The sequence below is a fragment of the Streptomyces sp. NPDC050448 genome (genome assembly GCF_040655295.1).
Lineage (GTDB): Bacteria > Actinomycetota > Actinomycetes > Streptomycetales > Streptomycetaceae > Streptomyces.
On record NZ_JBFAJR010000005.1, the window covers coordinates 34110 to 55722 of the forward strand.

Genomic DNA, 21613 nt, shown 5'->3' on the forward strand with positions numbered 1-21613 from the left:
GCACAGGAGGGGGCGCCGCGCCGATGCCGACCGTCTCGAAGGGTCGGCACTGATCAGCGCGGCTCGGTAAGCAGAAGGCGTACGGCACGCATGGCGCCAGGGTACCGCAGCGGTCCCGGCAGCCGCTCGACCGTTCCGCACAACGAGAAGCGGGCCACCCGATCCGGGTGGCCCGCTTCTCTTCTGTGGAGCTAAGGAGAATTGAACTCCTGACCTCCTGCATGCCATGCAGGCGCTCTACCAACTGAGCTATAGCCCCTTGCTTCTCTGCCGCCGGGCCCCTGCTCGGTTTCCCTTGCCGGTTCCCCCTGGCGACATCGAGAACATTACACGGTCATGGCCCAGGTCCAAAAATCGGTTTCCGGGCGCTCAGGCTCGCCCGGTTCGCCCCTGTTCCGCTCTGCGGCTCTACGCTCTGGCGAACTGGTAGAACCGCTTGAGCGTGCAGTGCTCGTCGAGCAGCCGGCCGTAGATCGGCTCCCCTTCCAGCTCGCGGTACGTCTCGATCGGGTCGCCTTTTATGATCAGCGCCCGCGCGCATTCCTCGCACCAGTACTGGTAGTCGGGGTTGACCGGGTCCATGTCCCGCACGATCGGCGTGCCGTTGTTGCACCAGTCGCACCGCCGCCGGTGTGCACCCATCCGTCAGCGACTCCCTCCCGCATCGGGCCGTCGACTCCCCCTCCGGCGGTCCGATTCTGCCACGCGGGTACGGGGCAGGTCAGCAGGCACCGAAGGAACAAACGGAAGGATCCCGCCCCCTGTTGGGGACGGGATCCTGATTGTGGAGCTAAGGAGAATTGAACTCCTGACCTCCTGCATGCCATGCAGGCGCTCTACCAACTGAGCTATAGCCCCGCTCTCCGCTGCGCTCCCCCCGTTTCCGGTGTTCTGCGCTGCGAACAAGAAGAACTCTAGCCTGTGACCAGCCGGAAAGTGAAATCCGGGTGGGAGCCGCCCTGAGGCGGACTCAGTCGTCGTCGCCGAGCACCGGTTCCGGCAGCGTGCCGGCGTTGTGCTCCAGCAGACGCCAGCCGCGCGCGCCCTCGCCGAGGACGGACCAGCAGCAGTTGGAGAGCCCGCCCAGGCCCTCCCAGTCGTACGCCGCCAGGCCCAGCAGCCGGCCGATGGTCGTACGGATGGTCCCGCCGTGGCTGACCACGACGAGCGTGCCGCCCTCCGGCAGCCGGCCGGCGTGCTCCAGCACCACCGGCGCCGCCCGGTCGGCGACCTCGGTCTCCAGCTCGCCGCCGCCACGGCGGACGGGCTCGCCGCGCTTCCACGCCGCGTACTGCTCGCCGTACTTCGCGATGATCTCGTCGTGCGTGAGGCCCTGCCACTCACCGGCGTACGTCTCGCGCAGCGCGGCGTCGTGCGCCACGGGCAGGCCCGTGACGGCGGCCAGCTCGGCCGCCGTGGCGGAAGCCCGCTGCAGATCGGAGGCCACGATGGCGTTCGGCTTCAGCGAGGCGAGCAGCCGGGCGGAGCGGCGCGCCTGCGCCACACCCGTCTCGGTCAGCTTGATGTCCGTGGAGCCCTGGAAGCGGCGCTCCAGATTCCACGAGGTCTGGCCGTGTCGCCAGAGGACGATCTTCCGGCCGGTCTTCCCGGTGGCGGTCGCACTCAGAACAGATCACCGTCCAGCTCGTCGTCGCCCGCCGCCTCGCGCAGCTTGGCGTGCTCCTCGGCCTTGCCCTTGGTGAGCTTGGCGTCCTCGGGCAGCTCGATCTCGGGGCAGTCCTTCCACAGGCGCTCCAGCGCGTAGAAGACCCGCTCCTCGCTGTGCTGCACGTGGACGACGATGTCGATGTAGTCGAGCAGGATCCAGCGGGCGTCGCGGTCGCCCTCGCGGCGCACCGGCTTGGCGCCGAGCTCCTTCAGCAGGCGCTCCTCGATCTCGTCGACGATCGACTTGACCTGGCGGTCGTTGGGCGCCGAGGCGAGCAGGAAGGCGTCGGTGATCGACAGCACGTCGCTGACGTCGTACGCGATGATGTCGTGCGCGAGCCGGTCGGCCGCGGCCTGGGCGGCGGCGGTGATGAGCTCGATGGAGCGGTCCGTGGCGGTCACTGGCCATGCTTTCGGGTTGGCGGGCAGATCCTTACAAGGGTCTCATGTACCGCCGACCCCGCCCGCGCTGAACGTCCCGCGCGGGCGGAGGCACCGCCTGAGGGCCTGGCCAGGCCCGGGTCAGGACGGTTTGTAGTCCTTGCCCAACGTCACCACGACGTCGGCGTTCACGGCGTTCTCGCCCTTCTTCACGACGGTCTCCGGCAGGCCCAGCGTCTTGGCGACCTCGATCGCCTTGGCCCGCTGTGCGTCGTCCTGGTACGTGATCTGCGTGGCGGGCTGGGTCTTGTCGGCCTTGCCGCCGTCCACGAAGGTGTAGCCGCCGTTCAGCAGGGCCGCCTTCGCCGCGACCTGCGTCTTGTCGTCGCCGGTGGCGTCCTTGAGGCCGACGCGCGGCGCGGTGCCGGCCTGGGCCGCCGTGAAGCTTCCGCCGAGCACCTCCTTGACGACGTTCTTGTTGGCGTCGTCGGTGAGCGCGCCGTCCGGCTTCACCCCCAGGACGTCCGTGCGGTACGCGTCGGCGCCCTCCTTGGCGTGCTCGCCGAGCCTGGCCAGCAGGGCTCCGAGGGTCTGGGCGTTCAGGGAGGGGTCGAGGATCTGGCCCATGCTCTCGACGGTGACGGTCGCCGACTTCGGGTCGCCGGGGATCTTGCGCAGCACCCCGTAGAGCACCTTGCCGAGGCGGTCCAGTTGCTTGGCCTCGGGCTCGCCCTGGGCGCGGTAGGTGGCGTACGCGACGGCCATCGCGCCGCTGAGGTGCTGCTTCGGGCCCTGCCCCACGGCCGGGATCTTGGCGGCGTCGTCGGCCGGGACCGCGGTGTCGGTGTCGATGTCGATGCCGCCGACCAGCTCGACCAGGTTCTCCAGGAAGGGGGTGTCCAGGCGCCACGTACCGCCGATGTGGGTGCCGAGCACCGAGTCGAGGGAGTCCCGTACGCCCGAGCCGCCCTCCTCGACCGCCTTGCCGAGGGCCGTGCCGGTGCCGTCGTCCTTGGAGACGCCGAGCGTGTTCGGCAGCAGGACGGTGGCGCCCTTCTTGGTGGTGACGTTGTCGACGAGCAGCGCCGTGGAGGTGCCGCCCTTCTTGGTGTTGTACAGGTGGACGACGATCATGTCGCGCTTCTGCGGTCCGGCGGCGGCCGCGGCGTCCTTCTTCTGCCCGGGGCCGTCGAGGAACGGCAGCTTGCCCGCGTACCAGAGGTAGCCGGCGCCGCCGACGACGAAGAGGGCGAGGACGACGATCAGGGCGACCACCCGGTTGCGGCCGCGGCGGCGGGCCTCCTCGCGGCGCTCGGTCCGGCTCTCGGTGAACTTGAGCCAGTCGATGACGTCCTCGGAGTCCTCGTCCGGCTGGTCGATGAAGGCGAACTGATCGGTGCGGTAGTCCGGGGCGGACGGCTCGTCCTCGGCCCGGCGCGGTTCGGGGACCTGGGCGGGGCGCGGGGGCTGCGGCTCGGCCACGGGGGCGGGGGGCTCGGCGGCGGCCTGCTGCGGGATCCACTGCTGGGTCTGCTGCGGGTGCTGCGTGTCGTACCCGTAGGCGGGGGCCTGGGTGTACTGCTGCTGCCCGTAGTCCGGGGCGGCCGGCTGCTGCGGCTGCTGCTGGTAGTACGCCTGCTCGGGCTGCCGGCCGTAGCCCTGGTGGTCGTAGCCGTACTGCTGCTCGTACTGCTGCCCGGGGGCGGGCTGGGCGGCGGGCTGCGCGGGCACCTGGCCGTACACCGGCCGCCCGTAGGCGTCGTACCCGATGAGCTGCTGCTCCTGGGCTGTGTACGGGTCGTACGGCTCCTGTCGGTCGTTCACCGCGGGGCCCCTCTCTCCGGAAGCTCAGGCTCCCCGGTACAGCTCACGCTTGTCGATGTAGCGCACCACACCGTCGGGCACCAAATACCAGACAGGGTCCCCCTGGGCGACCCGTGTGCGGCAGTCCGTGGAAGAAATCGCCAGCGCGGGCACCTGCACCAGGGAGACGCCGTCCTCGGGGAGCCCGTCGTCGGTGAGCACGTGGCCCGGCCGGGTCACTCCGATGAAGTGGGCGAGCGAGAAGAGCTCGTCGGCGTTTCGCCAGGTCAGGATCTGGGCGAGGGCGTCGGCACCGGTGATGAAGAAAAGGTCGGCGTCTTCGTTGAGCGCGCTCAGATCACGCAGGGTGTCGATCGTGTACGTCGGCCCGCCGCGGTCGATGTCGATGCGGCTCACCGAGAACTGGGGGTTCGAGGCCGTCGCGATGACCGTCATCAGATAGCGGTCCTCGGCGGGGGACACGGCGCGCTGGGACTTCTGCCACGGCTCGCCGGTCGGCACGAACACCACCTCGTCGAGGTGGAACAGGGCGGCCACTTCACTGGCGGCCACCAGGTGTCCGTGGTGGATCGGGTCGAAAGTCCCGCCCATCACGCCGAGCCGGCGCTTGACCGGGCCGGTAGGCATCTCCTGCTCTCCCATGAGCGCAGAGCCTACTGGCCCGGCGGAGCGGTGCCGACCCGCGATCGAGCGTGCGCGCGACGGGGGCTTCAGCGGTCGCGGTTCAGGCGCGAGGTCACCCAGAGCATCAGCAGCAGGACGCACAGCGCGCCGCCACCGGTCAGGAACGGGTTCAGGCTGTCGTGGTTGCCGCCGTGCTGCTCGGCGCCCTCCGACGCGAGAACGACCAGGTTGTGGGCGGTGGAGGAGAGGCTCATCAGGCAGATACCTATCGAGTCGGGGAGCGGGCGGAGACTTCGCTCACATCGTATGCGGGGGCCTGGGGCACGCTCACGCCGACTCAGGCGTTGGAGAGGATAGACACAGCAGCGCACAGGCCGATCAAGGGGGAGGGCGTTATGACGGAGTCCGGGTTCGAGAAGGTGCCGGCGAGGGACCGCAGGAGGTTTCCCGGCATTTCCTCGCGCGCGTACGAGCACCCGGCGGACCGCTCGGCGCTGGTGGCGCTGCGCAAGCTGACCGGGTTCGACACCGTGTTCAAGGCCCTGAGCGGACTGCTTCCGGAGCGGAGCCTGCGCCTGCTCTTCCTGTCGGACTCCGTCCGGGTCGGCGAGACGCAGTTCCCGCACCTCCACGAGATGCTGCGCGACGCCTGTTACATCCTGGACCTGGAGAAGGTCCCGCAGATGTACGTGCAGCAGGACCCGAGGCCCAACGCCATGTGCATCGGGCTGGACGAGCCGATCATCGTGGTGACGACCGCCCTGGTCGAGCTGCTCGACGAGGAGGAGATGCGGGCGGTCGTGGGCCACGAGGTGGGCCACGCGCTGTCGGGGCACGCGGTGTACCGCACGATCCTGCTGTTCCTGACGGCTCTGTCGCTGAAGGTGGCGTGGATCCCGCTGGGCAATGTGGCGATCATGGCGATCGTGACCGCCCTGCGGGAGTGGTTCCGCAAGTCGGAGCTGTCGGCGGACCGGGCCGGGCTGCTGGTCGGGCAGGACGTGAACGCCTCGATGCGCGGCCTGATGAAGATCGCGGGCGGCAACCACCTCCACGAGATGAACGTGGACTCCTTCCTGGCCCAGGCCGAGGAGTACGAGTCGAGCGGCGACCTGCGCGACTCCGTGCTGAAGATCCTCAACATGCTGCCGCGGACGCATCCCTTCACCACCGTGCGGGCGGCCGAGCTGAAGAAGTGGTCGCAGAACCGGGACTACCAGCGGATCATGGACGGCCACTACCCGCGGCGGGACGAGGACAAGGACACCTCGGTGACGGACTCCTTCCGGGAGTCGGCCGCGCACTACGCGGACGCGGTGCGCAGCAGCAAGGACCCGCTGATCAAGCTGGTCGGCGACTTCGCGGGCGGCGCGGCCGGCGTCGGCGGCAAGCTGCGCGACAAGTTCACGGCCGCGGCCGGCGGCGCCGGTACGGGCACGGGCACGCGCACCGAGAACAAGGGCGACGGCGCTACGGAGAAGGGCTGACGGAGGCGGTCCCGCCGGGCGTGGGCGGCGCCAGTACGCCGCACAGCCCGGCGGTGCGCCTCGGGGTGCCGCTGGCGTACGGGTCGCTCACGGCCGGGCCGACCGTGGTCGGTCCGGCCCCTGCCAGGACCGGCCGGAAGCCTTCGGCGGGCTCGGCGGAACAGTCCTGCGGACCGGCCATCACATAGGCCGAGACCAGCTCCGCCCGCCGGGCCGCGAGGTCTTCCCGGTCGAAGCGCAGCCGCAGCTCGCGCCGGACGGTGAAGAGCGAGGCGCCGTCGGCCGCGGCCGGGGATCCGGTGGCGGGGCGCACGGCGTACACGAAAGCGTGGTCGGTGGTCACCTCGAGCACGTCCGCGGAGACCTCCTCGAAGGCGAGGGTTCCGCTCACCCGGACCCGGGTGTCGGCCACGACGGCCGTGCCCGGGTCGAAGCGGACCAGCCAGCCGGTGGCCGCGTGCTGCCCGTCGCCGGAGGGCGAGGTCATGCTGCGGTCGAACTGCGCCAGCTGGTCGGGGTCGAGCAGGACCCGCACGGGCCGGGTGGCGGTGCCGGCCAGCACGTCGGGGTCCAGCGAGGACTGCACCAGGTAGTCCTTGGCGATGGACAGCGCGGTGACGACCTGGCCCTCGGTGAAGTGGTGGGTGCGGCGCGCGGCGGGCAGGGTGATCCCGGCCGCCCCGACGCGGAAGTCGGCCGCAGGGCTCTTCGCGTACAGGTCGACGGGCCGCCCGCCGACCACCGCGCCCGCCGGCGCGAGGGGCACGACCGTGCTGCTCAGCGGATCGGTCCGGCCGGCGGCCGGAAGTGCGGCCGGGCTGCTCAGGCCCATGTAGACGGCCGCGGCGAAGGCCACGGCGATGAGCAGCACCAGCAGCATGCCCTGGCGGGCGCCGCGGCCGGGGGTGCTGGTCCGGGGCCGGGAGGGCCCGCTCCCGGACCAGATGGACCGGCTGCGTACGGCCCGCGCGTGCTCGCCCATCCGTTCCTGGGCGGAGAACTCCTGGAGGCGGGCAGCCCGGACGAAGTCCTCGTCGAACACCACCGACCGGTACTCGTCCGACCGGTACTCGTCCGATCGGAATTCCTCGTCGCCCCCGCCGATGCCCTCGGGGGTGCCGTCGGGTGGATCTCCTGGCACGGCCATTGCTTCTCCCCGCTGTCCCCGCTTCAGAGAAGCCCCCGGCTCCGGCGAACGCGAGTGGGGTCGTACCTTCAGGGTTGGCGGCCGACGGGGTACATAAACGCTCCGGCGCCGCTGACTTCCGTCAGCGGGGTGCTGGCGGGCGCGGGAGCGTGGTCCGCGTCGCGCGAGGCGCTGCGGTAGACGGCGCTGAAGGCGAGGGCGACCATGCCGAGGCCCATCACGAAGGCGAGCACCCAGGCGACCGGGCGCAGCCAGCGCGAGCGGCCCCGGTAGGGGCGCAGGGCGCCGCCGTAGGCCCCGTACGGGCCTTCCGTGAAGCCGGGGCCGTGTTCCCAGCCGGGTTCGTCGAGGCCGTACCCGTCGGTGCGGCCGTAGCCGTACCCGTCGTGGTCGTCGTCGGACGTCCAGCCGCCGGCGACGGCGCGGGCGGCTTCCGCCTCCGCGCGCGCCCGGTCGGCGGCCCGCTGTCGCTCTGCGGCGCTCGGTTCATGGATTTCGGCGCTCCGGACGAAGTCCTCGTCGAACACCACGGAGGCGAAGTCCTGATCCGCGCCTCCGCGGTCGTCGTTGTCGGGCTCCCCGTCGTCCGGGATCTTGCCCCCCACGTCGTCCGGCACAGCAACAGCCTAGACCTGGGGCACTGCTTTGGGCAGGGTGTACGCCGAAATCCGGCCACCCGGTGTTCGGTGTCCGACTACCGAACGTGACCGTCGCCCGTGACGATGTACTTGGTGGAGGTGAGCTCCGGAAGGCCCATCGGGCCCCGGGCGTGCAGCTTCTGGGTGGAGATCCCGATCTCGGCGCCGAAGCCGAACTGGCCACCGTCCGTGAACCGGGTGGAGGCATTCACGGCGACCGTGGTCGAGTCGACCAGCTGGGTGAAGCGGCGGGCGGCGGCCTGCGAGGTGGTGACGATCGCCTCGGTGTGGCCGGAGGTCCAGCGGCGGATGTGGGCGACGGCGTCGTCGAGGGAGTCCACGACGCCGGCGGCGATGTCGTAGGAGAGGTACTCGGCGGCCCAGTCCTCGTCGGTGGCGGGGAGCGCGGTGGCCTTGGTGTTCTCGGCGGCCGCGAGGACCCGGGCGTCGCCGTGGACGGTGACGCCGGCGTCGGCGAGGGCGTCGAGGGCGCGCGGCAGGAAGGCGTCGGCGATGTCGCGGTGCACGAGGAGGGTCTCGGCGGAGTTGCAGACGGAGGGCCGCTGGGCCTTGGAGTTGATGAGGATGTCCACGGCCATGTCGAGGTCGGTCTGGGCGTCCACGTAGACGTGGCAGTTGCCGGTACCGGTCTCGATGACCGGGACGATGGACTCCTCGACGACGGTCTTGATGAGGGAGGCGCCGCCGCGCGGGATGAGGACGTCGACGAGGCCGCGGGCGCGCATCAGCTCGCGGACGGAGTCACGGGACTCGCCGGGGACCAGCTGGACCGCGTCGGCGGGCAGGCCGGCGCTCTCCACGGCGTCGCGGAGGATGGCGACGAGGGCGGTGTTGGAGGCGTAGGCGGAGGAGCTGCCGCGCAGCAGGACCGCGTTGCCGGACTTGAGGCAGAGGGCGGCGGCGTCGACGGTGACGTTGGGGCGGGCCTCGTAGATGATGCCGACGACGCCGAGCGGGACGCGGATCTGGCGGAGGTCGATCCCGTTGGGGAGGGTCGAGCCGCGGACGACCTCGCCGACGGGGTCGGGAAGGGCGGCGACGTCGCGCACGTCGGAGGCGATGGCGCGGACGCGCTCGGGCGTGAGGGTGAGGCGGTCGACGACGGTCTCGCTGGTGCCGGCGGCGCGGGCCTTGTCGGTGTCGACGGCGTTGGCGGCGACGATCTCGGCCGTACGGGCCTCCAGGGCGTCCGCGATGGCCAGGAGCGCGGTGTCCTTGGCGGACCGCGGGAGGGGGGCGATGGCCGCGGCGGCCGTGCGGGCCGCTTGCGCGGTGGCGATCACGGGCGAGACGGTGGCGTCGAGCGAGGTCATGCCGCCCAGGGTAGTCCCCGGACCCGCCCGGGCCGACGGGGTTCCAGCCCCCGAGACGCCCGTCCCGGTCTGGCCCGCGCGCCACTCCCGGACGCTTCCCGGGCTTCGGCCACCGCGCCGTCCGGCGGGGACCAGGGACCGGGCTCGGGGCTCCGCCGCCGTCCGGTGCCGGCCGGGGGCGGGTGCGGGTGGTGGTGGTCCCTGCGGGGCTCGTCCCCTGCCCGCCCTTCCACCGTCCCTCCCCCGGCTACCGCTGGGAGGTGCCCCCAGGGGCTCCGCCCCGGACGCTGGAAAGACCCGGGGGCTCCGCCCCCGCACCCCCGCGCCTCAAACGCCGGCGGGGCTGGATCTGCCCGGCGGGCCGAAGCCCGCGAAGCGGTGCGAGGCGGGCATCAGTACGGGTGCACGCCCACGGGGTGGGCCGGGGGCGGGCCGTAGCCTTCTGCCACCCGGAGGTGGTAAGTGGCCCGGTCGATGACTTCCAGCCCGACGATCTCCCACGGCGGGAGCTGCGCCGAGGAGCGGTGTTCGCCCCACAGCCGCAGGGCGACGGCCGCGGCGTCGTGGAGGTCGCGGGCCTCCTCCCAGTACCGGATCTCCGCGTGGTCGTCGGCGTATCTGCTGGTCAGCAGGAAGGGGTGGTCATGGGCCAGCTGTTCCAGCCCGCGTCGGACCTCGGTCAGCGGAGCCGGCTTGCCCGAGACGCTCAGGGTGACGTGCCAGAGTCGGGAGGCATCGCCGCTCTCGTCCCCGCCGCCGCTGATGCTGGTCAGCGCTCGTCTCACCAGCCGCCTCCTGTCTGCGCCATGCCTGTACGCCCCTCACAGTTGACCAGTCCCCGGCCCGCCGCGCGGCGGTTTTACCGAACCTCAGCCCTGCAGCAGGACCAGATCGTCGCGGTGTACGACCTCGCGCTCGTACTCCGGGCCGAGTTCCTTCGCCAGCTCCCGGGTGGAGCGGCCGAGGAGCTGCGGGAGCTCCTTGGCGTCGAAGTTGACCAGCCCGCGGGCCACGGCGCGGCCGTCGGGCGCGCGCAGTTCCACCGGATCGCCGGCGACGAATTCGCCCTCGACGGCGGCGATCCCGGCGGGCAGCAGGGAGCTGCCGCGTTCGGTCACCGCGCGTACGGCGCCCTCGTCCAGGACCAGGTGCCCCTGCGGGGTCGAGGCGTGCTGGAGCCACAGCAGCCGGTCCGCCGAGCGGCGGCCCGTGGCGTGGAAGTGCGTGCCGGTCGGCCGCCCGGCCAGGGCGTCCGCCGCCTGGCTCGCCGAGGTGAGGACGACCGGGATGCCGGCCGCCGCCGCGATCCGTGCCGCCTCGACCTTGGTGACCATGCCGCCGGTGCCCACGCCCGCCTTGCCGGCGCTGCCGATGGAGACGTGGGCGATGTCCTCGGGGCCGCGCACCTCGTCGATGCGGGTGGTGCCGGGCAGCGACGGGTCGCCGTCGTACAGGCCGTCCACATCGGACAGGAGCACGAGGAGGTCGGCGCGGACGAGGTGGGCGACGAGGGCCGCGAGCCGGTCGTTGTCGCCGAAGCGGATCTCGTCCGTGGCGACGGTGTCGTTCTCGTTGACGACCGGCAGGGCTCCCATGGCCAGGAGCTGGTCCAGGGTCCGGTACGCGTTGCGGTAGTGGGCGCGCCTGCTGGTGTCGTCGCTGGTCAGCAGCACCTGGCCGACGCGGACTCCGTACCGGGCGAAGGAGGCGGTGTACCGGGCGACCAGCAGCCCCTGCCCGACGCTGGCGGCGGCCTGCTGCCGGGCCAGGTCCGTGGGGCGGCGGCGCAGGCCGAGCGGGGAGAGTCCGGCGGCGATGGCTCCACTGGAGACGAGGACGATCTCCTTCTCGCCGCCGCTGCGGGCCTTGGCCAGTACGTCGACCAGGGCGTCCACCCGGTCGGCGTCGAGTCCGCCGGCCGCGGTGGTCAGGGAGGAGGATCCGACCTTGACCACGATCCTGCGGGCGTCCACGACACCTTGCCTAGCCGCTGACACGTCTGTCCCCTTGCCCCTTGCCGGTACGTCTGCCACCTCAATCTACGGGGTGGTGCGCGGCGCCCGCGCAGGGGTTTCAGACCGTGGACTCAGCCGGCGGGCCCGCTGCGCGCAGGCTCCGGGTCCCCGGCCTGCGCGGCGGCGCCGGGGACGAGGATCTTGCGGGACAGCAGGAAGGTGAACGGGATGGCCACGACGGCGGCGACGAGCGGGGCGATCCGGGTGTCGAGCCCGGCCCAGGTCACCAGGGCGTAGAGCCCGACGGACTGGATCACGTAGTTCGTGACGTTCGTCAGGGGGAAGAGGAGGAACTTCTTCCAGGTGGGCCTGGTCCGGTAGGTGAAGTAGGTGTTCATGAAGAACGAGCCGACCATCGCCAGCAGGAACGCGAGGGTGTAGGCGAGGAAGTACGGCATCCACGGGTGCAGGAGCAGGTAGATGGCGAAGAAGGTGCCGGTGTTGACGGCGCCGACGAGGCCGAAGCGGAAGATCTGGCCCAGCTGGCTTCGCATGGGTCAGTGCACCTCGCGCTCGGCGGAGACCGTCAGGCGCGAGGCGGACAGGCCGCCCCGTTCGCGCTCCGCCCGGACCCCGGCGGCGTCGGGCCGGGCCTGCGGGTCCGCGCCGTGCGCCTCCTTCACCAGGAAGTGCGGGCGGCGCTTGGTCTCGTAGTAGATCCGGCCGATGTATTCGCCGATCAGACCCAGCATGATCATCTGAACGCCGCCGATGCCGACGATGATCGCCACGAGGGTGACGTACCCCGGCGCGTCGATCCCGTTGGTCATGGCCATGATGGCGATGTACAGGGCGTACAGGGCGGTCAGGGCCACCAGTGACACGCCGGCCCAGATGCCCATGCGCAGCGGCCGGTTGTTGAAGGAGATCAGCCCGTCCATGGCGTAGTTCAGCAGGGAGCCGAACTTCCACTTCGTCTCGCCGGCCTCGCGCTGGGCGTTGCGGTAGTCGAAGTGGACGGTGTCGAAGCCGATCCAGGAGAAGAGTCCCTTGGAGAAGCGGTTGTACTCCGGCAGCGACAGCAGCGCGTCCACGGCCGGCCGGGACAGCATGCGGAAGTCCCCCACGCCGTCGGTGAGCTCCACGTCGACCCAGCGGTTGACGCCCCGGTAGTAGAGGCGGCTGAGCGCGGAGCGGACCTTCTTGTCGCCCTCGCGGGTGCGCCGGGCGATGATCTGGTCGTGGCCCTGCCGGTGGTAGTCGAGCATGGTGGCGATGAGCTCCGGCGGGTGCTGGAGATCGGCGTCCATGATCACGACGGCGTCGCCGGTGGCCTCGCGCAGGCCGGCGAGCATGCCGGCCTCCTTGCCGAAGTTGCGGCTGAAGGAGACGTACCGGGTGCGGTCCCCGTGCTCGGCGGCGATCTCACGGAGCTTGGCGAGCGTACCGTCGCGGCTACCGTCGTCGACGTAGCAGACCTCGTACTCTACGGGCAGGGCGTCCAGGACCCTGCGGATCTCCACGTCGAAGCTGTCGATCACGGCTTCTTCGTTGTAGCAAGGGACGACTACGGACAGCTTCGTCATGAACACTTCCTGCTGGGTCCGAACGGGTGATTGTCGGCGACCGGACCCGCCACACACCTCTTGCTGAGAAGTATGCACGCCGAGGGTCGGCCTGCCGGAGCCGAGCGCGGCACACGGTAGCTTTGACGGGTTAAGCGGAATGGAACGAAGGGATCGAGGTGCACGTGCCTGACGTCTCCGTGGTCGTCATCGTCTACAACGACGCAGAGCGTCTGCCGACAGCCGTCCAGTCGGTTTTGGACCAGACCCTGCACGGGGTCGAAGTCGTGATCGTCGACGACTGCAGCAAGGATCGGTCGTATGCGGTCGCCCAGGAACTCGAAGCCGCTCACCCGGGGAGAGTGCGCGCCTTCCGGCTGCCCGAGAACAGCGGCGGCTGCGGAGCCCCGCGCAACCACGGCATCCGGCAGGCGACCGGCACGTACGTCATGTTCCTGGACAGTGACGACGTGCTGGAACGAAACGCCTGCCGGAACATGCTGGCAGCGGCTGAGCGGACCGGCTCCGACCTGGTCTCCGGCATGTGCGTCCGCGTGCACCTCGACAACCGGTGGGGCAAGACCACCGAGTGGTACCCCTGGATCTACTCCCGCACCCGCACGCTGGAGTCGATCACCGAGGACCCCGACCTGCTGGTCTACGACACCCTCTCCACGAACAAGTGCTACCGGCGCGCGTTCCTGCTGGAGCAGGGCCTGGAGTTCCCGGTCGGCATCCACTACGAGGACCTGCTGTTCTCCGCGCAGGCCTACGTCGCCGCCCGCCGCATCACGCTGATCCCGAACCACGTCTACTACTGGAACGTGGTCGAGAAGGCCGCGGCGAAGTCGATCAGCAACCGGCGCCACGAGATCGCGAACTTCGTCCACCGGATGGAGATCCACCGCCGCGTCGACGAGCTGCTGGCCGCCAAGGGCCACACGGACATCAAGTCCGCGAAGGACGCCAAGTTCCTCAAGCACGACCTGGTGCTGCACCTGCGCGACCTGCCCCTGCTGGGCGACGCGTACCGCCAGGAGTTCGCCCGCCTCGCCAACGGCTACCTGGCCGGCATCGACCCGGCCGCGTACGAGAACGTCACGTACCTCCAGGCGATCTGTGCCTACCTGCTGGGCAAGGAGGACTGGGACAACCTGCTCCCGGCCGCCGACGCCATGACCAACAAGGGCCGGCTGTCCTCGCCGCTCGCCGAGCGCGACGGGCGCGTCTACTGGTGCTCCGAGCACCTCGACGGCCCCGACGCCGCCGAGGCCCGCCGGATACTGGACGTCACCGAGCAGGGCTTCCACACCGCCCCGCTCGGCTCCCTCGCGCTGGGCAACCGCCTCACCTCCTACGAGGACGACGGACGCGGCACCGTCACGCTCTCGGGCACCGTGGTGAACCCGCTGGGCCGGATCAGCCCGGAAGCGGAACTGGGGGCCACGCTCGAGTTCCGGGCCCGCCGGCAGATCGGCGTGCGCTCTTTCAGCTTCCCGGTGGCAACCGTGCGCCACGCCGGTGACACGATCGAGTGGACCGCCACGGCCGACATCGGCAGCACCGTCCGCCCCCTCGGCATCATCGACGCCGTCTGGGACGTCCGCCTGAAGCTGACCTCCGGCGGCGACCGCCTCACCACCCGCGTCTCCGTCGGCGCGGTCGACCTGGAGTCGGCGGCCCGCCTGCGCGTGCGCCCGCGGCTGACCCGGCTGGTCTCCGACCGCTTCGAGCCGGAGGTGACCAAGAAGGGGAACCTCTCCTACGTCCTGACCGCCGAGGGCGCCGCCGCCGTCCGCACCCAGACGCTGATCAGCAGCGCGATGCACGGCAAGGCCGCCGGCTTCGTCAAGCGGGGCCTGCGCAAGGCCCTGCGGGCCCGCCGCAACCTCGGCTCGGGCGAGCAGAAGGTGAAGGTCTACCACGAGGTCTTCTCGAAGCTGCCGATCAAGAAGGGCACGGTCGTCTTCGAGAGCCACATGGGCAAGCAGTACAGCGACAGCCCGAAGGCGATCTACGAGGAGATGGTCCGCCAGGGCGTCCCGTTCGAGGCGATCTGGTCGTACGCGGGCGGCAAGCCCACCGGCTTCCCCAAGGACGCCACCCTGGTGCGCCGCTGGAGCTGGCCGTACCTGCGCGCGCTGGCGCAGGCCGAGTTCTGGGTCGACAACCAGGGCTTCCCCCTCGCCCTGACCAAGCGCGCCGGAACCACGTACATCCAGACCTGGCACGGCTCCGCGCTCAAGCGCATGGGCTTCCACGAGCCCCGCACCAAGGCGCAGGGCAAGGCCGGCCAGGACCGCTTCCAGGCGGCCGTCAACCGCTTCGACCACTTCCTGATCCGCTCCGAGCACGACACCCGCACCCTCGCCAAGGGCTTCCGGCTGCGCGACGAGGTGCTGCTGCGCACGGGCTACCCCCGCAACGACGCCCTGGTCGAGGCGCAGCGGGCCGAGGCGCAGAGCGGGGAGCGGGTGCGCGGGCCGCTCGCCGCCGAGCTGGGCATCGACCCGGAGAAGAAGGTGCTGCTGTACGCGCCGACCTTCCGGGCGAACGCGGACGGCGCGGTGGAGGGCTTCGAGTTCCCCTTCGACGTGGAGGAGTTCGCCGAGCGGCTCGGCGACCGCTTCACGCTGCTGGTGCGCACCCACTACCTCAACAGCGTCTCGCTGCCGCCGTCGGTCGCGGGCCGGGTCGTCGACGTGTCCCGGCACCACGACATCACCCCGCTGCTGGCGCTCGCCGACGGGCTGATCACCGACTACTCGTCCGTGATGTTCGACTACTCGGTCCTGGACCGGCCGATGGTGTTCTTCGCGTACGACTACGAGAAGTACGCGACCGACATCCGCGGCACGTACTTCGATCTGAAGGAGAAGGCCCCCGGCCCGGTGGTGGCCACGGCCGACGAGCTCCTCCAGGCCCTCGCCGCCTTCGACGAGGCGGACGCCAAGTACGCGGAGGCGCGGCAGCGTTTCCTCACCGAGTTCGGCGAGTACGACCGCGGGGACGCGGCCCGCCAGATCGTCGAGAAGTTCTTCACCAGGAGCGGCAAGTGAGCCAGCAGACCGCCGAGTCCGGCGCGCGCAACGAACAGCCTGGCGGCCGTGACGTCTTCATCGTCTCCAACAGCGTCGACGAGCTCGGCGGCGTGACGACCTGGTCGCACCAGATGGCCCGGCTGTTCACCGACCGCGGGCACCGGGTGCACATCGTCGGCATCGCCCCGGTCGCCGAGGAGATCCGGCAGAAGCTGCCACAGGACCTGCCGTACGAGACGACCACCCTGTACGACGCCCACCCGCCGAAGGCCCGCCGCCTGCGCGGGATCAAGGGCCGGCTGAACGCCCCCGAGCGGCGCCGCCAGGCGGCCCGGCGGGCGAAGATGCGGGCCACGGCGGAAAAGCTGAACGAGCTGTTCCGTGCGGCCCGCCCCGGGGCCGTCGTGATCGTCACGCAGGTCTGGGCGATGGAGTGGGTGGCGCTCGCCGACACCAAGGGGCTCACCGTCATCGGCATGAGCCACGAGTCGTTCGAAGCCAGCCAGAAGTCCACCCGCGGCCAGCGGGTCCGCCGGTACTACCCCGAGGTCGACCGGCTGCTCGTGCTGACCTCCGAGGACGCGGACCTGTGGATCCGGGCCGGCATGGAGAACGTGGGCAGCATGCCGAACCCGCTGCCGTTCATGCCGGACTCCCCCGCTCCGCGCACGGAGAAGGTCGTCGCCAGCGTCGGCCGCCTCGCCTTCGAGAAGGGCGTGGACCTGCTGCTCGACGCGTGGGCGGAGGCCGCGCCGCAACACCCCGACTGGGTCCTGCGGGTCTACGGGGCGGGCGTGGAGGAGCCGGCGCTGCGGGCGCACGCGGCCGCGCTCGGCCTGGAGGACTCCGTGGAGTGGATGGGCAGCACCGACGACGTGCTGGGCGCGCTGCGCGGGGCCTCGGTCTTCGCGCAGGCCTCGCGGGCCGAGGGCTTCCCGATCACCCTGCTCGAGGCGATGGCCGCGGGCGTGCCGGCAGCGGCGTTCGACTGCGCGCCCGGCGTACGGGAGATCGTCGAGCACGGCGAGGACGGTCTGCTGGCCCGGCTGGGCAACACGATGGAGCTGGCCGGGCACCTCGATGTGCTGATGTCGGACCGCGAGCTGCGCGACCGGCTCGGCGACAACGCCTTCCGCAATGTGCAGCGCTACTCCAGCGCCGAGATCACCGACCGCTGGGAAGAGCTGTTCACGTTTCTGGAGCGCTGAGCCCCGGAGCGCTGAGCGCTTCCCCCGCGTACGAAGCCGCCCGCCCCGGAACGCATCCGGGGCGGGCGGCTTCGTACGTACGGGCTCAGCGCTCGATGTGGCGCACTTCGCCCTTGCGGTTGGCCTCCCAGCCCGCCCAGGCCGAGGTGATCATCTCGCGGACGTCGTGCTTGGCCTTCCAGCCCAGTTCCGCGGCGATCTTGTCGGCCGAGGCCACGACCTTCGCCGGGTCACCGGGGCGCCGCGGGACGACGACGGGCTCGTGGGTGTGTCCGGTGCCCTCGTTCAGCAGCTCCGCCATCTCCCGTACGGAGACGCCCTCGCCTCGGCCGATGTTGACGGTGAGGTCCTTGTAGTCCCCGGTCGCGCCCCACTCGACGAGCTTGCGGGCCGCCACCACGTGGGCCTCGGCCAGGTCCTCGACGTGGATGTAGTCGCGGATGCAGGTGCCGTCCGGGGTCGGGTAGTCGTCGCCGAAGATACGGGCGCCCTCACCCTTGTCGAAACGCTCGAAGACCATCGGGACCAGGTTGAAGACCCCGGTGTCCGCGAGCTCGGGTGCGGCCGCGCCCGCCACGTTGAAGTAGCGCAGGCAGGCGGTGGAGATGCCGTGCGCCTTGCCCGCGGCGCGGACCAGCCACTCGCCGGCCAGCTTGGTCTCGCCGTACGGGCTCAGCGGCGCGCACGGGGTCTCCTCGGTGACGAGCTCCACGTCGGGCATGCCGTACACGGAGGCGGAGGAGGAGAAGAGGAAGTTGCGGACGCCGGCGGCGGCCACCGCCCCCAGCAGGACCTGAAGGCCCTCCACGTTCTCGTGGTAGTAGTACAGCGGCTTCTCGACGGACTCGCCGACCTGCTTCTTGCCGGCCAGGTGCACCACGCCGGTGATCTTGTACCGCAGGAGGGTCTCGTCGAGGTTCAGCCGGTCCAGGACCGAGCCGATCACCAGCGGGACGCCCTCCGGGACGCGGTCCTCGTTGCCCGTGGAGAGGTCGTCGAAGACGACGACCTCCTCACCGGCGGCGAGCATCGCGCGGACGACGTGGGAGCCGATGTAGCCGGCGCCACCAGTGATCAGAAAAGTCATGCGTATCTCCTTGGGGTCCTCGGACCGAGTCCGGGGTCCTGTCCGAAATCCCGGACGACCTGACGATCGCCGGCTGTCTTCACTCCGATCCGCGGCCTGCCCTGGCCCGGTGGAGACGATTGCGTACGAGGCTCAGCGCGCCCGCGGCACCCGGCGCGAGCCGCAGGGCCAGTGATCCTCCGCCCGTCCGGAACGGCTGCGCCAGCAGAACACCGTACCTGCTGCTCGGCAGCGCCCGGCGGTGGAGGAGGGCGTCGAGGGGGCGCGGGGAGGTGACCAGGGAGCTCGCGTCGGCGAACTCCACGCCCACCTGGACGCCCCATGCCTGCATGCCGCGGCGGCCCCGGCGGCGCCCGGCGGCGGCCACGGCGGTGAGGCGGAAGGGCAGCTCGGCGGTCCAGCCGTCGCCGTCGGCGGCGGGGCGCAGCTCGACCGGCCGGTCGAGGACGGGCTCCCCGCCCGAGCGGGGTACGAAGCGCAGCCGGGCGGTGCGCGGTCCGGCCTCGGCGAGGCGCCCGTACAGGTCGCGCACCCGGATCCGGAGCCGGCCGGCGCCGACCGGTTCGGCGTCGATGCTGACGGGCAGTTCGGCCACCGGCAGCCCGTCCAGCCGGTCCAGGACGACCGGGAGCTCCTCGCTCCACACGGGCAGCCCGTCGGGGCCGGTCGCGTACGGGGGCAGCAGCCGCGGCGGCTCGGCGGCGAAGCGGGTGAGCCGCTCCACGTCGGCGGGCGGGACCGGCGTGGCCAGCAGCAGCCGGACGATCCAGCGGGCGTGCGCCCCGGCGGCCTCGATCGCGGCCGCGTCGAACCCGGCGACGTAATCGCGGGTCAGCGTCCACCAGGCGGCCTGGTACTCGGGGTCCTTGCCGAGCTCGCGCAGATACATGCGCAGGTCGTACTCCAGGAACTTCACCTGGCAGGCGAGGCCCAGCTCCGGGGAGGAGCCGGTGATGATCCGGCAGGCCGTGCGGTGGGCCTCGATCCGGGAACGCCAGTTGCCGACGTCCTTGCGGTCCAGGGAGATCGACACCTGGGCGGCGTCGCGGCGCACGTGCCAGACGTAGACGAGGTCGCCGATGACGGCGATGCGGGGCGCGGCGGCCAGTACGCGCGCGGTGAAGACGAAGTCCTCGTAGACGAACCGGCCGTCGGGAAAGCGGATCGCATGCTTTTCCAGGAAGGACCGGTCGTACAGCTTGTTGACGCAGAGGGTGTCCCGCACGAGCTCGGGCCGGTCCGCGGGCCGCTCGATCACATCGCCCGCGGTGTACAGCCCGGGCATCCAGGGCACGTCGTGGTACTGCGGCAGCTCACGGCGTACGCACGCGCCGACGGTCACCGGCGCGCGGTGCTCCTCGGCGGCGCGCACGAGGGCGTCGGCCGCCCCCGGGGGCAGGACGTCGTCGCTGTCGAGGAAGAGGACGTACGGCGAGGTCGCAGCTGCGATCCCGTCGTTGCGCGGGGTACCGCATCCGCCGCTGTTCTCCGTGCGGTGCACGACCTTGAGGCGGGGATGGACGGCGGCCAGCTCGTCCAGCACCCGTGCGGTGCCGTCGGCCGAGGCGTCGTTCACGGCGATCACCTCGGCGACCACCGGGCCCTGGGCGAGAGCCGAGGCAACGGCCTCGCCCACGAGCACGGCGTCGTTGTACGCGATCACCACGACGGAAACGCTGGGAGTGTTGGTGCTGCTCACCCGTGGATCCTAGGCGACCGGGGTAAACATCACCTCAACTCCGCCGTTCGGGGGAGAAGAACGGCAAAGCAGCAGATCAGAAGGGCCGGAATTCGTCGTACTCCTGCTGCGCCCCGTCCCCGCGCTTCGCTTCCTTCTCCTTGCGGCGCTGGGTGGCCGGGCGCGGCGCCTCCATACGGTGGTCCTCACCGCGGCGGCCCAGCATCTCGGCGCCGGCCATCATGGTCGGCTCCCAGTCGAAGACGACGGCGTTCTCGTCGGAGCCGATGGCGACACCGTCGCCCGCACGGGCACCGGCCTTCTTCAGCGCGTCCTCGACACCGAGGCGGTTGAGGCGGTCGGCCAGGTAGCCCACGGCCTCGTCGTTGTTGAAGTCGGTCTGGCGGACCCAGCGCTCCGGCTTCTCGCCGCGCACGTTGTAGACGTCCTCGACCTCGTCGTACGTGACGGTGAAGCCGGCGTCGTCCACGGCCTTCGGGCGGATGACGATACGGGTCGCCTCCTCCTTCGGCTTGCGGGCGCGCGCCTTGGCGACGACCTCGGCGAGGAAGTACGAGAGCTCCTTGAGGCCGGTACGGGCGACCGCGGAGACCTCGAAGACCTTGTAGCCGCGGGCCTCCAGGTCCGGGCGGACCATGTCCGCGAGCTCCTGGCCGTCCGGGATGTCGACCTTGTTGAGGACGACGAGGCGCGGGCGCTTCTCCAGGCCGCCGCCGTAGATCTTGAGCTCCTCCTCGATCACGTCGAGGTCGGCCACCGGGTCGCGGTCGGACTCCAGGGTGGCGGTGTCCAGGACGTGCACGAGCACCGAGCACCGCTCGACGTGGCGCAGGAACTCCAGGCCGAGGCCCTTGCCCTGGCTGGCGCCCGGGATCAGGCCGGGAACGTCGGCGATCGTGTAGACGGTCGAGCCGGCCGTGACGACGCCCAGGTTCGGGACCAGGGTGGTGAAGGGGTAGTCCGCGATCTTCGGCTTGGCTGCGGAGAGCACCGAGATCAGCGAGGACTTGCCGGCGCTCGGGAAGCCCACGAGGGCCACGTCGGCGACGGTCTTGAGCTCCAGGACGATGTCGCCCATGGTGCCGGGGACGCCGAGGAGCGCGAAGCCGGGGGCCTTGCGGCGGGCGGAGGACAGCGCGGCGTTGCCGAGGCCGCCACGGCCGCCCTCGGCGGCCACGTAGGTGGTGCCCTGGCCGACGAGGTCGGCGAGGACGTTGCCCTCCTTGTCGAGGACGACGGTGCCGTCCGGCACGGGCAGGACCAGGTCCTGGCCGTCCTTGCCGGAGCGGTTGCCGCCCTCGCCGGGCTTGCCGTTGGTGGCCTTGCGGTGGGGGCTGTGGTGGTAGTCCAGCAGGGTGGTGATCGCCTGCTCCACGACCAGGATCACGTCGCCGCCCCGGCCGCCGTTTCCGCCGTCGGGGCCGCCCAGCGGCTTGAACTTCTCCCGGTGAACGGAGGCGCAGCCGTGGCCCCCGTTACCCGCGGCGACATGCAGCTCGACGCGGTCCACGAAGGTGGTCATGGTTGTTCCTCCAGATACATACGGGAATGTCCCAGGCAGGCCTTGCTGCCTATTAAACGTGTCAATGTCCCAACGCGCCGAGGGCGGACCTCTCTTCCCGGCTTGCGCCGGGAAGAGCTGAGATCCGCCCTCGGGAAGTTACGTACCGCTGATCAGCAGAAGCTGGATCAGGCGGCCGGAACGATGTTGACGACCTTGCGGCCACGGTGCGTGCCGAACTCCACGGCACCCGCCTGCAGCGCGAACAGCGTGTCGTCGCCGCCACGGCCGACGCCCGCGCCCGGGTGGAAGTGCGTGCCGCGCTGGCGGACGAGGATCTCACCAGCGGAGACGACCTGACCGCCGAAGCGCTTCACGCCGAGCCGCTGGGCATTGGAGTCGCGCCCGTTCCGGGTGGACGATGCGCCCTTCTTGTGTGCCATGTCTCAGTCCC

Annotated in this window: 20 protein-coding genes and 2 tRNA genes; 3 read left to right on the plus strand and 19 right to left on the minus strand. The window is 71.1% G+C overall.

Annotated elements, in window-relative coordinates; translation table 11 throughout:
• Nucleotides 1-186: 186 nt before the first annotated feature.
• The 8 genes from AB0I68_RS08545 to AB0I68_RS08580 all read right to left on the minus strand — a co-directional run bounded on the left by AB0I68_RS08545 (nt 187) and on the right by AB0I68_RS08580 (nt 4751).
• Nucleotides 187-259 (minus strand) — tRNA-Ala (locus tag AB0I68_RS08545).
• Nucleotides 260-408: 149 nt separating this feature from the next.
• Complete coding sequence (locus AB0I68_RS08550; RefSeq protein WP_008738908.1) at nt 409-642, minus strand: hypothetical protein; 234 nt, start codon at nt 640-642, stop codon at nt 409-411.
• 143 nt (nt 643-785) lie between these two features.
• Nucleotides 786-858, minus strand: a tRNA-Ala gene (locus tag AB0I68_RS08555).
• Between the two features lie 112 nt (nt 859-970).
• Nucleotides 971-1627, minus strand: a complete 657-nt coding sequence (locus tag AB0I68_RS08560; RefSeq protein WP_363176714.1) for a histidine phosphatase family protein — start codon at nt 1625-1627, stop codon at nt 971-973.
• Nucleotides 1624-2070: a ribosome silencing factor gene (gene rsfS, locus AB0I68_RS08565; protein ID WP_030297201.1), complete on the minus strand. Its 447-nt coding sequence runs from the start codon at nt 2068-2070 to the stop codon at nt 1624-1626. Before rsfS ends, AB0I68_RS08560 begins: the two co-directional genes overlap by 4 nt.
• A gap of 120 nt (nt 2071-2190) precedes the next feature.
• A complete protein-coding gene (locus AB0I68_RS08570; protein ID WP_363176475.1) occupies nt 2191-3873 on the minus strand; it encodes an LCP family protein in 1683 nt (560 codons plus the stop codon).
• 24 nt (nt 3874-3897) lie between these two features.
• Nucleotides 3898-4515, minus strand: coding sequence for a nicotinate-nucleotide adenylyltransferase (gene nadD / locus AB0I68_RS08575; RefSeq protein ID WP_363176476.1), 618 nt, complete (start codon nt 4513-4515; stop codon nt 3898-3900).
• Between the two features lie 68 nt (nt 4516-4583).
• Entirely contained in the window at nt 4584-4751 is a 168-nt protein-coding gene (locus AB0I68_RS08580) for a hypothetical protein (protein ID WP_363176477.1), read from the minus strand.
• 141 nt (nt 4752-4892) lie between these two features.
• Here AB0I68_RS08580 and AB0I68_RS08585 point away from each other — a divergent pair, with 141 nt between their 5' ends.
• On the plus strand, nt 4893-5984 hold the full coding sequence (locus AB0I68_RS08585) for a M48 family metallopeptidase (protein ID WP_363176478.1): 1092 nt from the start codon (nt 4893-4895) through the stop codon (nt 5982-5984).
• Here the strand turns inward: AB0I68_RS08585 and AB0I68_RS08590 are convergent.
• From AB0I68_RS08590 to AB0I68_RS08620, 7 genes are all read right to left on the minus strand, one after another.
• Complete coding sequence (locus AB0I68_RS08590) at nt 5968-7131, minus strand: hypothetical protein (protein ID WP_363176479.1); 1164 nt, start codon at nt 7129-7131, stop codon at nt 5968-5970. The genes AB0I68_RS08585 and AB0I68_RS08590 overlap by 17 nt on opposite strands.
• 68 nt (nt 7132-7199) lie before the next feature.
• Nucleotides 7200-7748 (minus strand): hypothetical protein, encoded by a 549-nt coding sequence (locus AB0I68_RS08595; protein WP_363176481.1) that lies wholly within the window; start codon nt 7746-7748, stop codon nt 7200-7202.
• 77 nt (nt 7749-7825) lie between these two features.
• The gene (locus AB0I68_RS08600) at nt 7826-9103 is read right to left on the minus strand and encodes a glutamate-5-semialdehyde dehydrogenase (protein ID WP_363176482.1); all 1278 of its coding nucleotides are present in this window, start codon (nt 9101-9103) and stop codon (nt 7826-7828) included.
• A gap of 392 nt (nt 9104-9495) precedes the next feature.
• Complete coding sequence (locus AB0I68_RS08605) at nt 9496-9888, minus strand: hypothetical protein (protein WP_363176483.1); 393 nt, start codon at nt 9886-9888, stop codon at nt 9496-9498.
• 84 nt (nt 9889-9972) lie between these two features.
• Entirely contained in the window at nt 9973-11100 is a 1128-nt protein-coding gene (proB, locus tag AB0I68_RS08610) for a glutamate 5-kinase (protein WP_053786815.1), read from the minus strand.
• Nucleotides 11101-11189: 89 nt separating this feature from the next.
• The gene (locus tag AB0I68_RS08615) at nt 11190-11612 is read right to left on the minus strand and encodes a GtrA family protein (protein ID WP_363176484.1); all 423 of its coding nucleotides are present in this window, start codon (nt 11610-11612) and stop codon (nt 11190-11192) included.
• 3 nt (nt 11613-11615) lie between these two features.
• Nucleotides 11616-12644, minus strand: a complete 1029-nt coding sequence (locus AB0I68_RS08620) for a glycosyltransferase family 2 protein (RefSeq protein ID WP_363176485.1) — start codon at nt 12642-12644, stop codon at nt 11616-11618.
• Between the two features lie 158 nt (nt 12645-12802).
• Here AB0I68_RS08620 and AB0I68_RS08625 point away from each other — a divergent pair, with 158 nt between their 5' ends.
• Both AB0I68_RS08625 and AB0I68_RS08630 read left to right on the plus strand, forming a co-directional pair.
• Entirely contained in the window at nt 12803-15682 is a 2880-nt protein-coding gene (locus tag AB0I68_RS08625) for a bifunctional glycosyltransferase family 2 protein/CDP-glycerol:glycerophosphate glycerophosphotransferase (protein WP_363176486.1), read from the plus strand.
• Nucleotides 15679-16872, plus strand: coding sequence for a glycosyltransferase (locus AB0I68_RS08630; RefSeq protein ID WP_363176487.1), 1194 nt, complete (start codon nt 15679-15681; stop codon nt 16870-16872). Before AB0I68_RS08625 ends, AB0I68_RS08630 begins: the two co-directional genes overlap by 4 nt.
• An 85-nt stretch (nt 16873-16957) precedes the next feature.
• On the opposite strand, the gene galE is transcribed toward AB0I68_RS08630, so the two are convergent.
• The 4 genes from galE to rpmA all read right to left on the minus strand — a co-directional run bounded on the left by galE (nt 16958) and on the right by rpmA (nt 21602).
• Nucleotides 16958-17959, minus strand: a complete 1002-nt coding sequence (gene galE / locus AB0I68_RS08635; protein ID WP_363176488.1) for a UDP-glucose 4-epimerase GalE — start codon at nt 17957-17959, stop codon at nt 16958-16960.
• A gap of 79 nt (nt 17960-18038) precedes the next feature.
• A complete protein-coding gene (locus tag AB0I68_RS08640; RefSeq protein WP_363176489.1) occupies nt 18039-19658 on the minus strand; it encodes a glycosyltransferase family 2 protein in 1620 nt (539 codons plus the stop codon).
• 76 nt (nt 19659-19734) lie between these two features.
• Entirely contained in the window at nt 19735-21180 is a 1446-nt protein-coding gene (gene obgE, locus AB0I68_RS08645) for a GTPase ObgE (RefSeq protein WP_363176490.1), read from the minus strand.
• A gap of 167 nt (nt 21181-21347) precedes the next feature.
• Nucleotides 21348-21602, minus strand: a complete 255-nt coding sequence (rpmA, locus tag AB0I68_RS08650; RefSeq protein ID WP_069920265.1) for a 50S ribosomal protein L27 — start codon at nt 21600-21602, stop codon at nt 21348-21350.
• Nucleotides 21603-21613: the final 11 nt, after the last annotated feature.

Coding starts and splice junctions, on each gene's coding strand:
- AB0I68_RS08550 (WP_008738908.1), bottom strand. CDS start 642: ATGGGTGCACACCGGCGGCGGTGCGACTGGTGCAACAACGGCACGCCG.
- nadD (WP_363176476.1), bottom strand. CDS start 4,515: ATGGGAGAGCAGGAGATGCCTACCGGCCCGGTCAAGCGCCGGCTCGGC.
- AB0I68_RS08580 (WP_363176477.1), bottom strand. CDS start 4,751: ATGAGCCTCTCCTCCACCGCCCACAACCTGGTCGTTCTCGCGTCGGAG.
- AB0I68_RS08585 (WP_363176478.1), top strand. CDS start 4,893: ATGACGGAGTCCGGGTTCGAGAAGGTGCCGGCGAGGGACCGCAGGAGG.
- AB0I68_RS08590 (WP_363176479.1), bottom strand. CDS start 7,131: ATGGCCGTGCCAGGAGATCCACCCGACGGCACCCCCGAGGGCATCGGC.
- AB0I68_RS08600 (WP_363176482.1), bottom strand. CDS start 9,103: ATGACCTCGCTCGACGCCACCGTCTCGCCCGTGATCGCCACCGCGCAA.
- AB0I68_RS08615 (WP_363176484.1), bottom strand. CDS start 11,612: ATGCGAAGCCAGCTGGGCCAGATCTTCCGCTTCGGCCTCGTCGGCGCC.
- AB0I68_RS08620 (WP_363176485.1), bottom strand. CDS start 12,644: ATGACGAAGCTGTCCGTAGTCGTCCCTTGCTACAACGAAGAAGCCGTG.
- galE (WP_363176488.1), bottom strand. CDS start 17,959: ATGACTTTTCTGATCACTGGTGGCGCCGGCTACATCGGCTCCCACGTC.
- obgE (WP_363176490.1), bottom strand. CDS start 21,180: ATGACCACCTTCGTGGACCGCGTCGAGCTGCATGTCGCCGCGGGTAAC.
- rpmA (WP_069920265.1), bottom strand. CDS start 21,602: ATGGCACACAAGAAGGGCGCATCGTCCACCCGGAACGGGCGCGACTCC.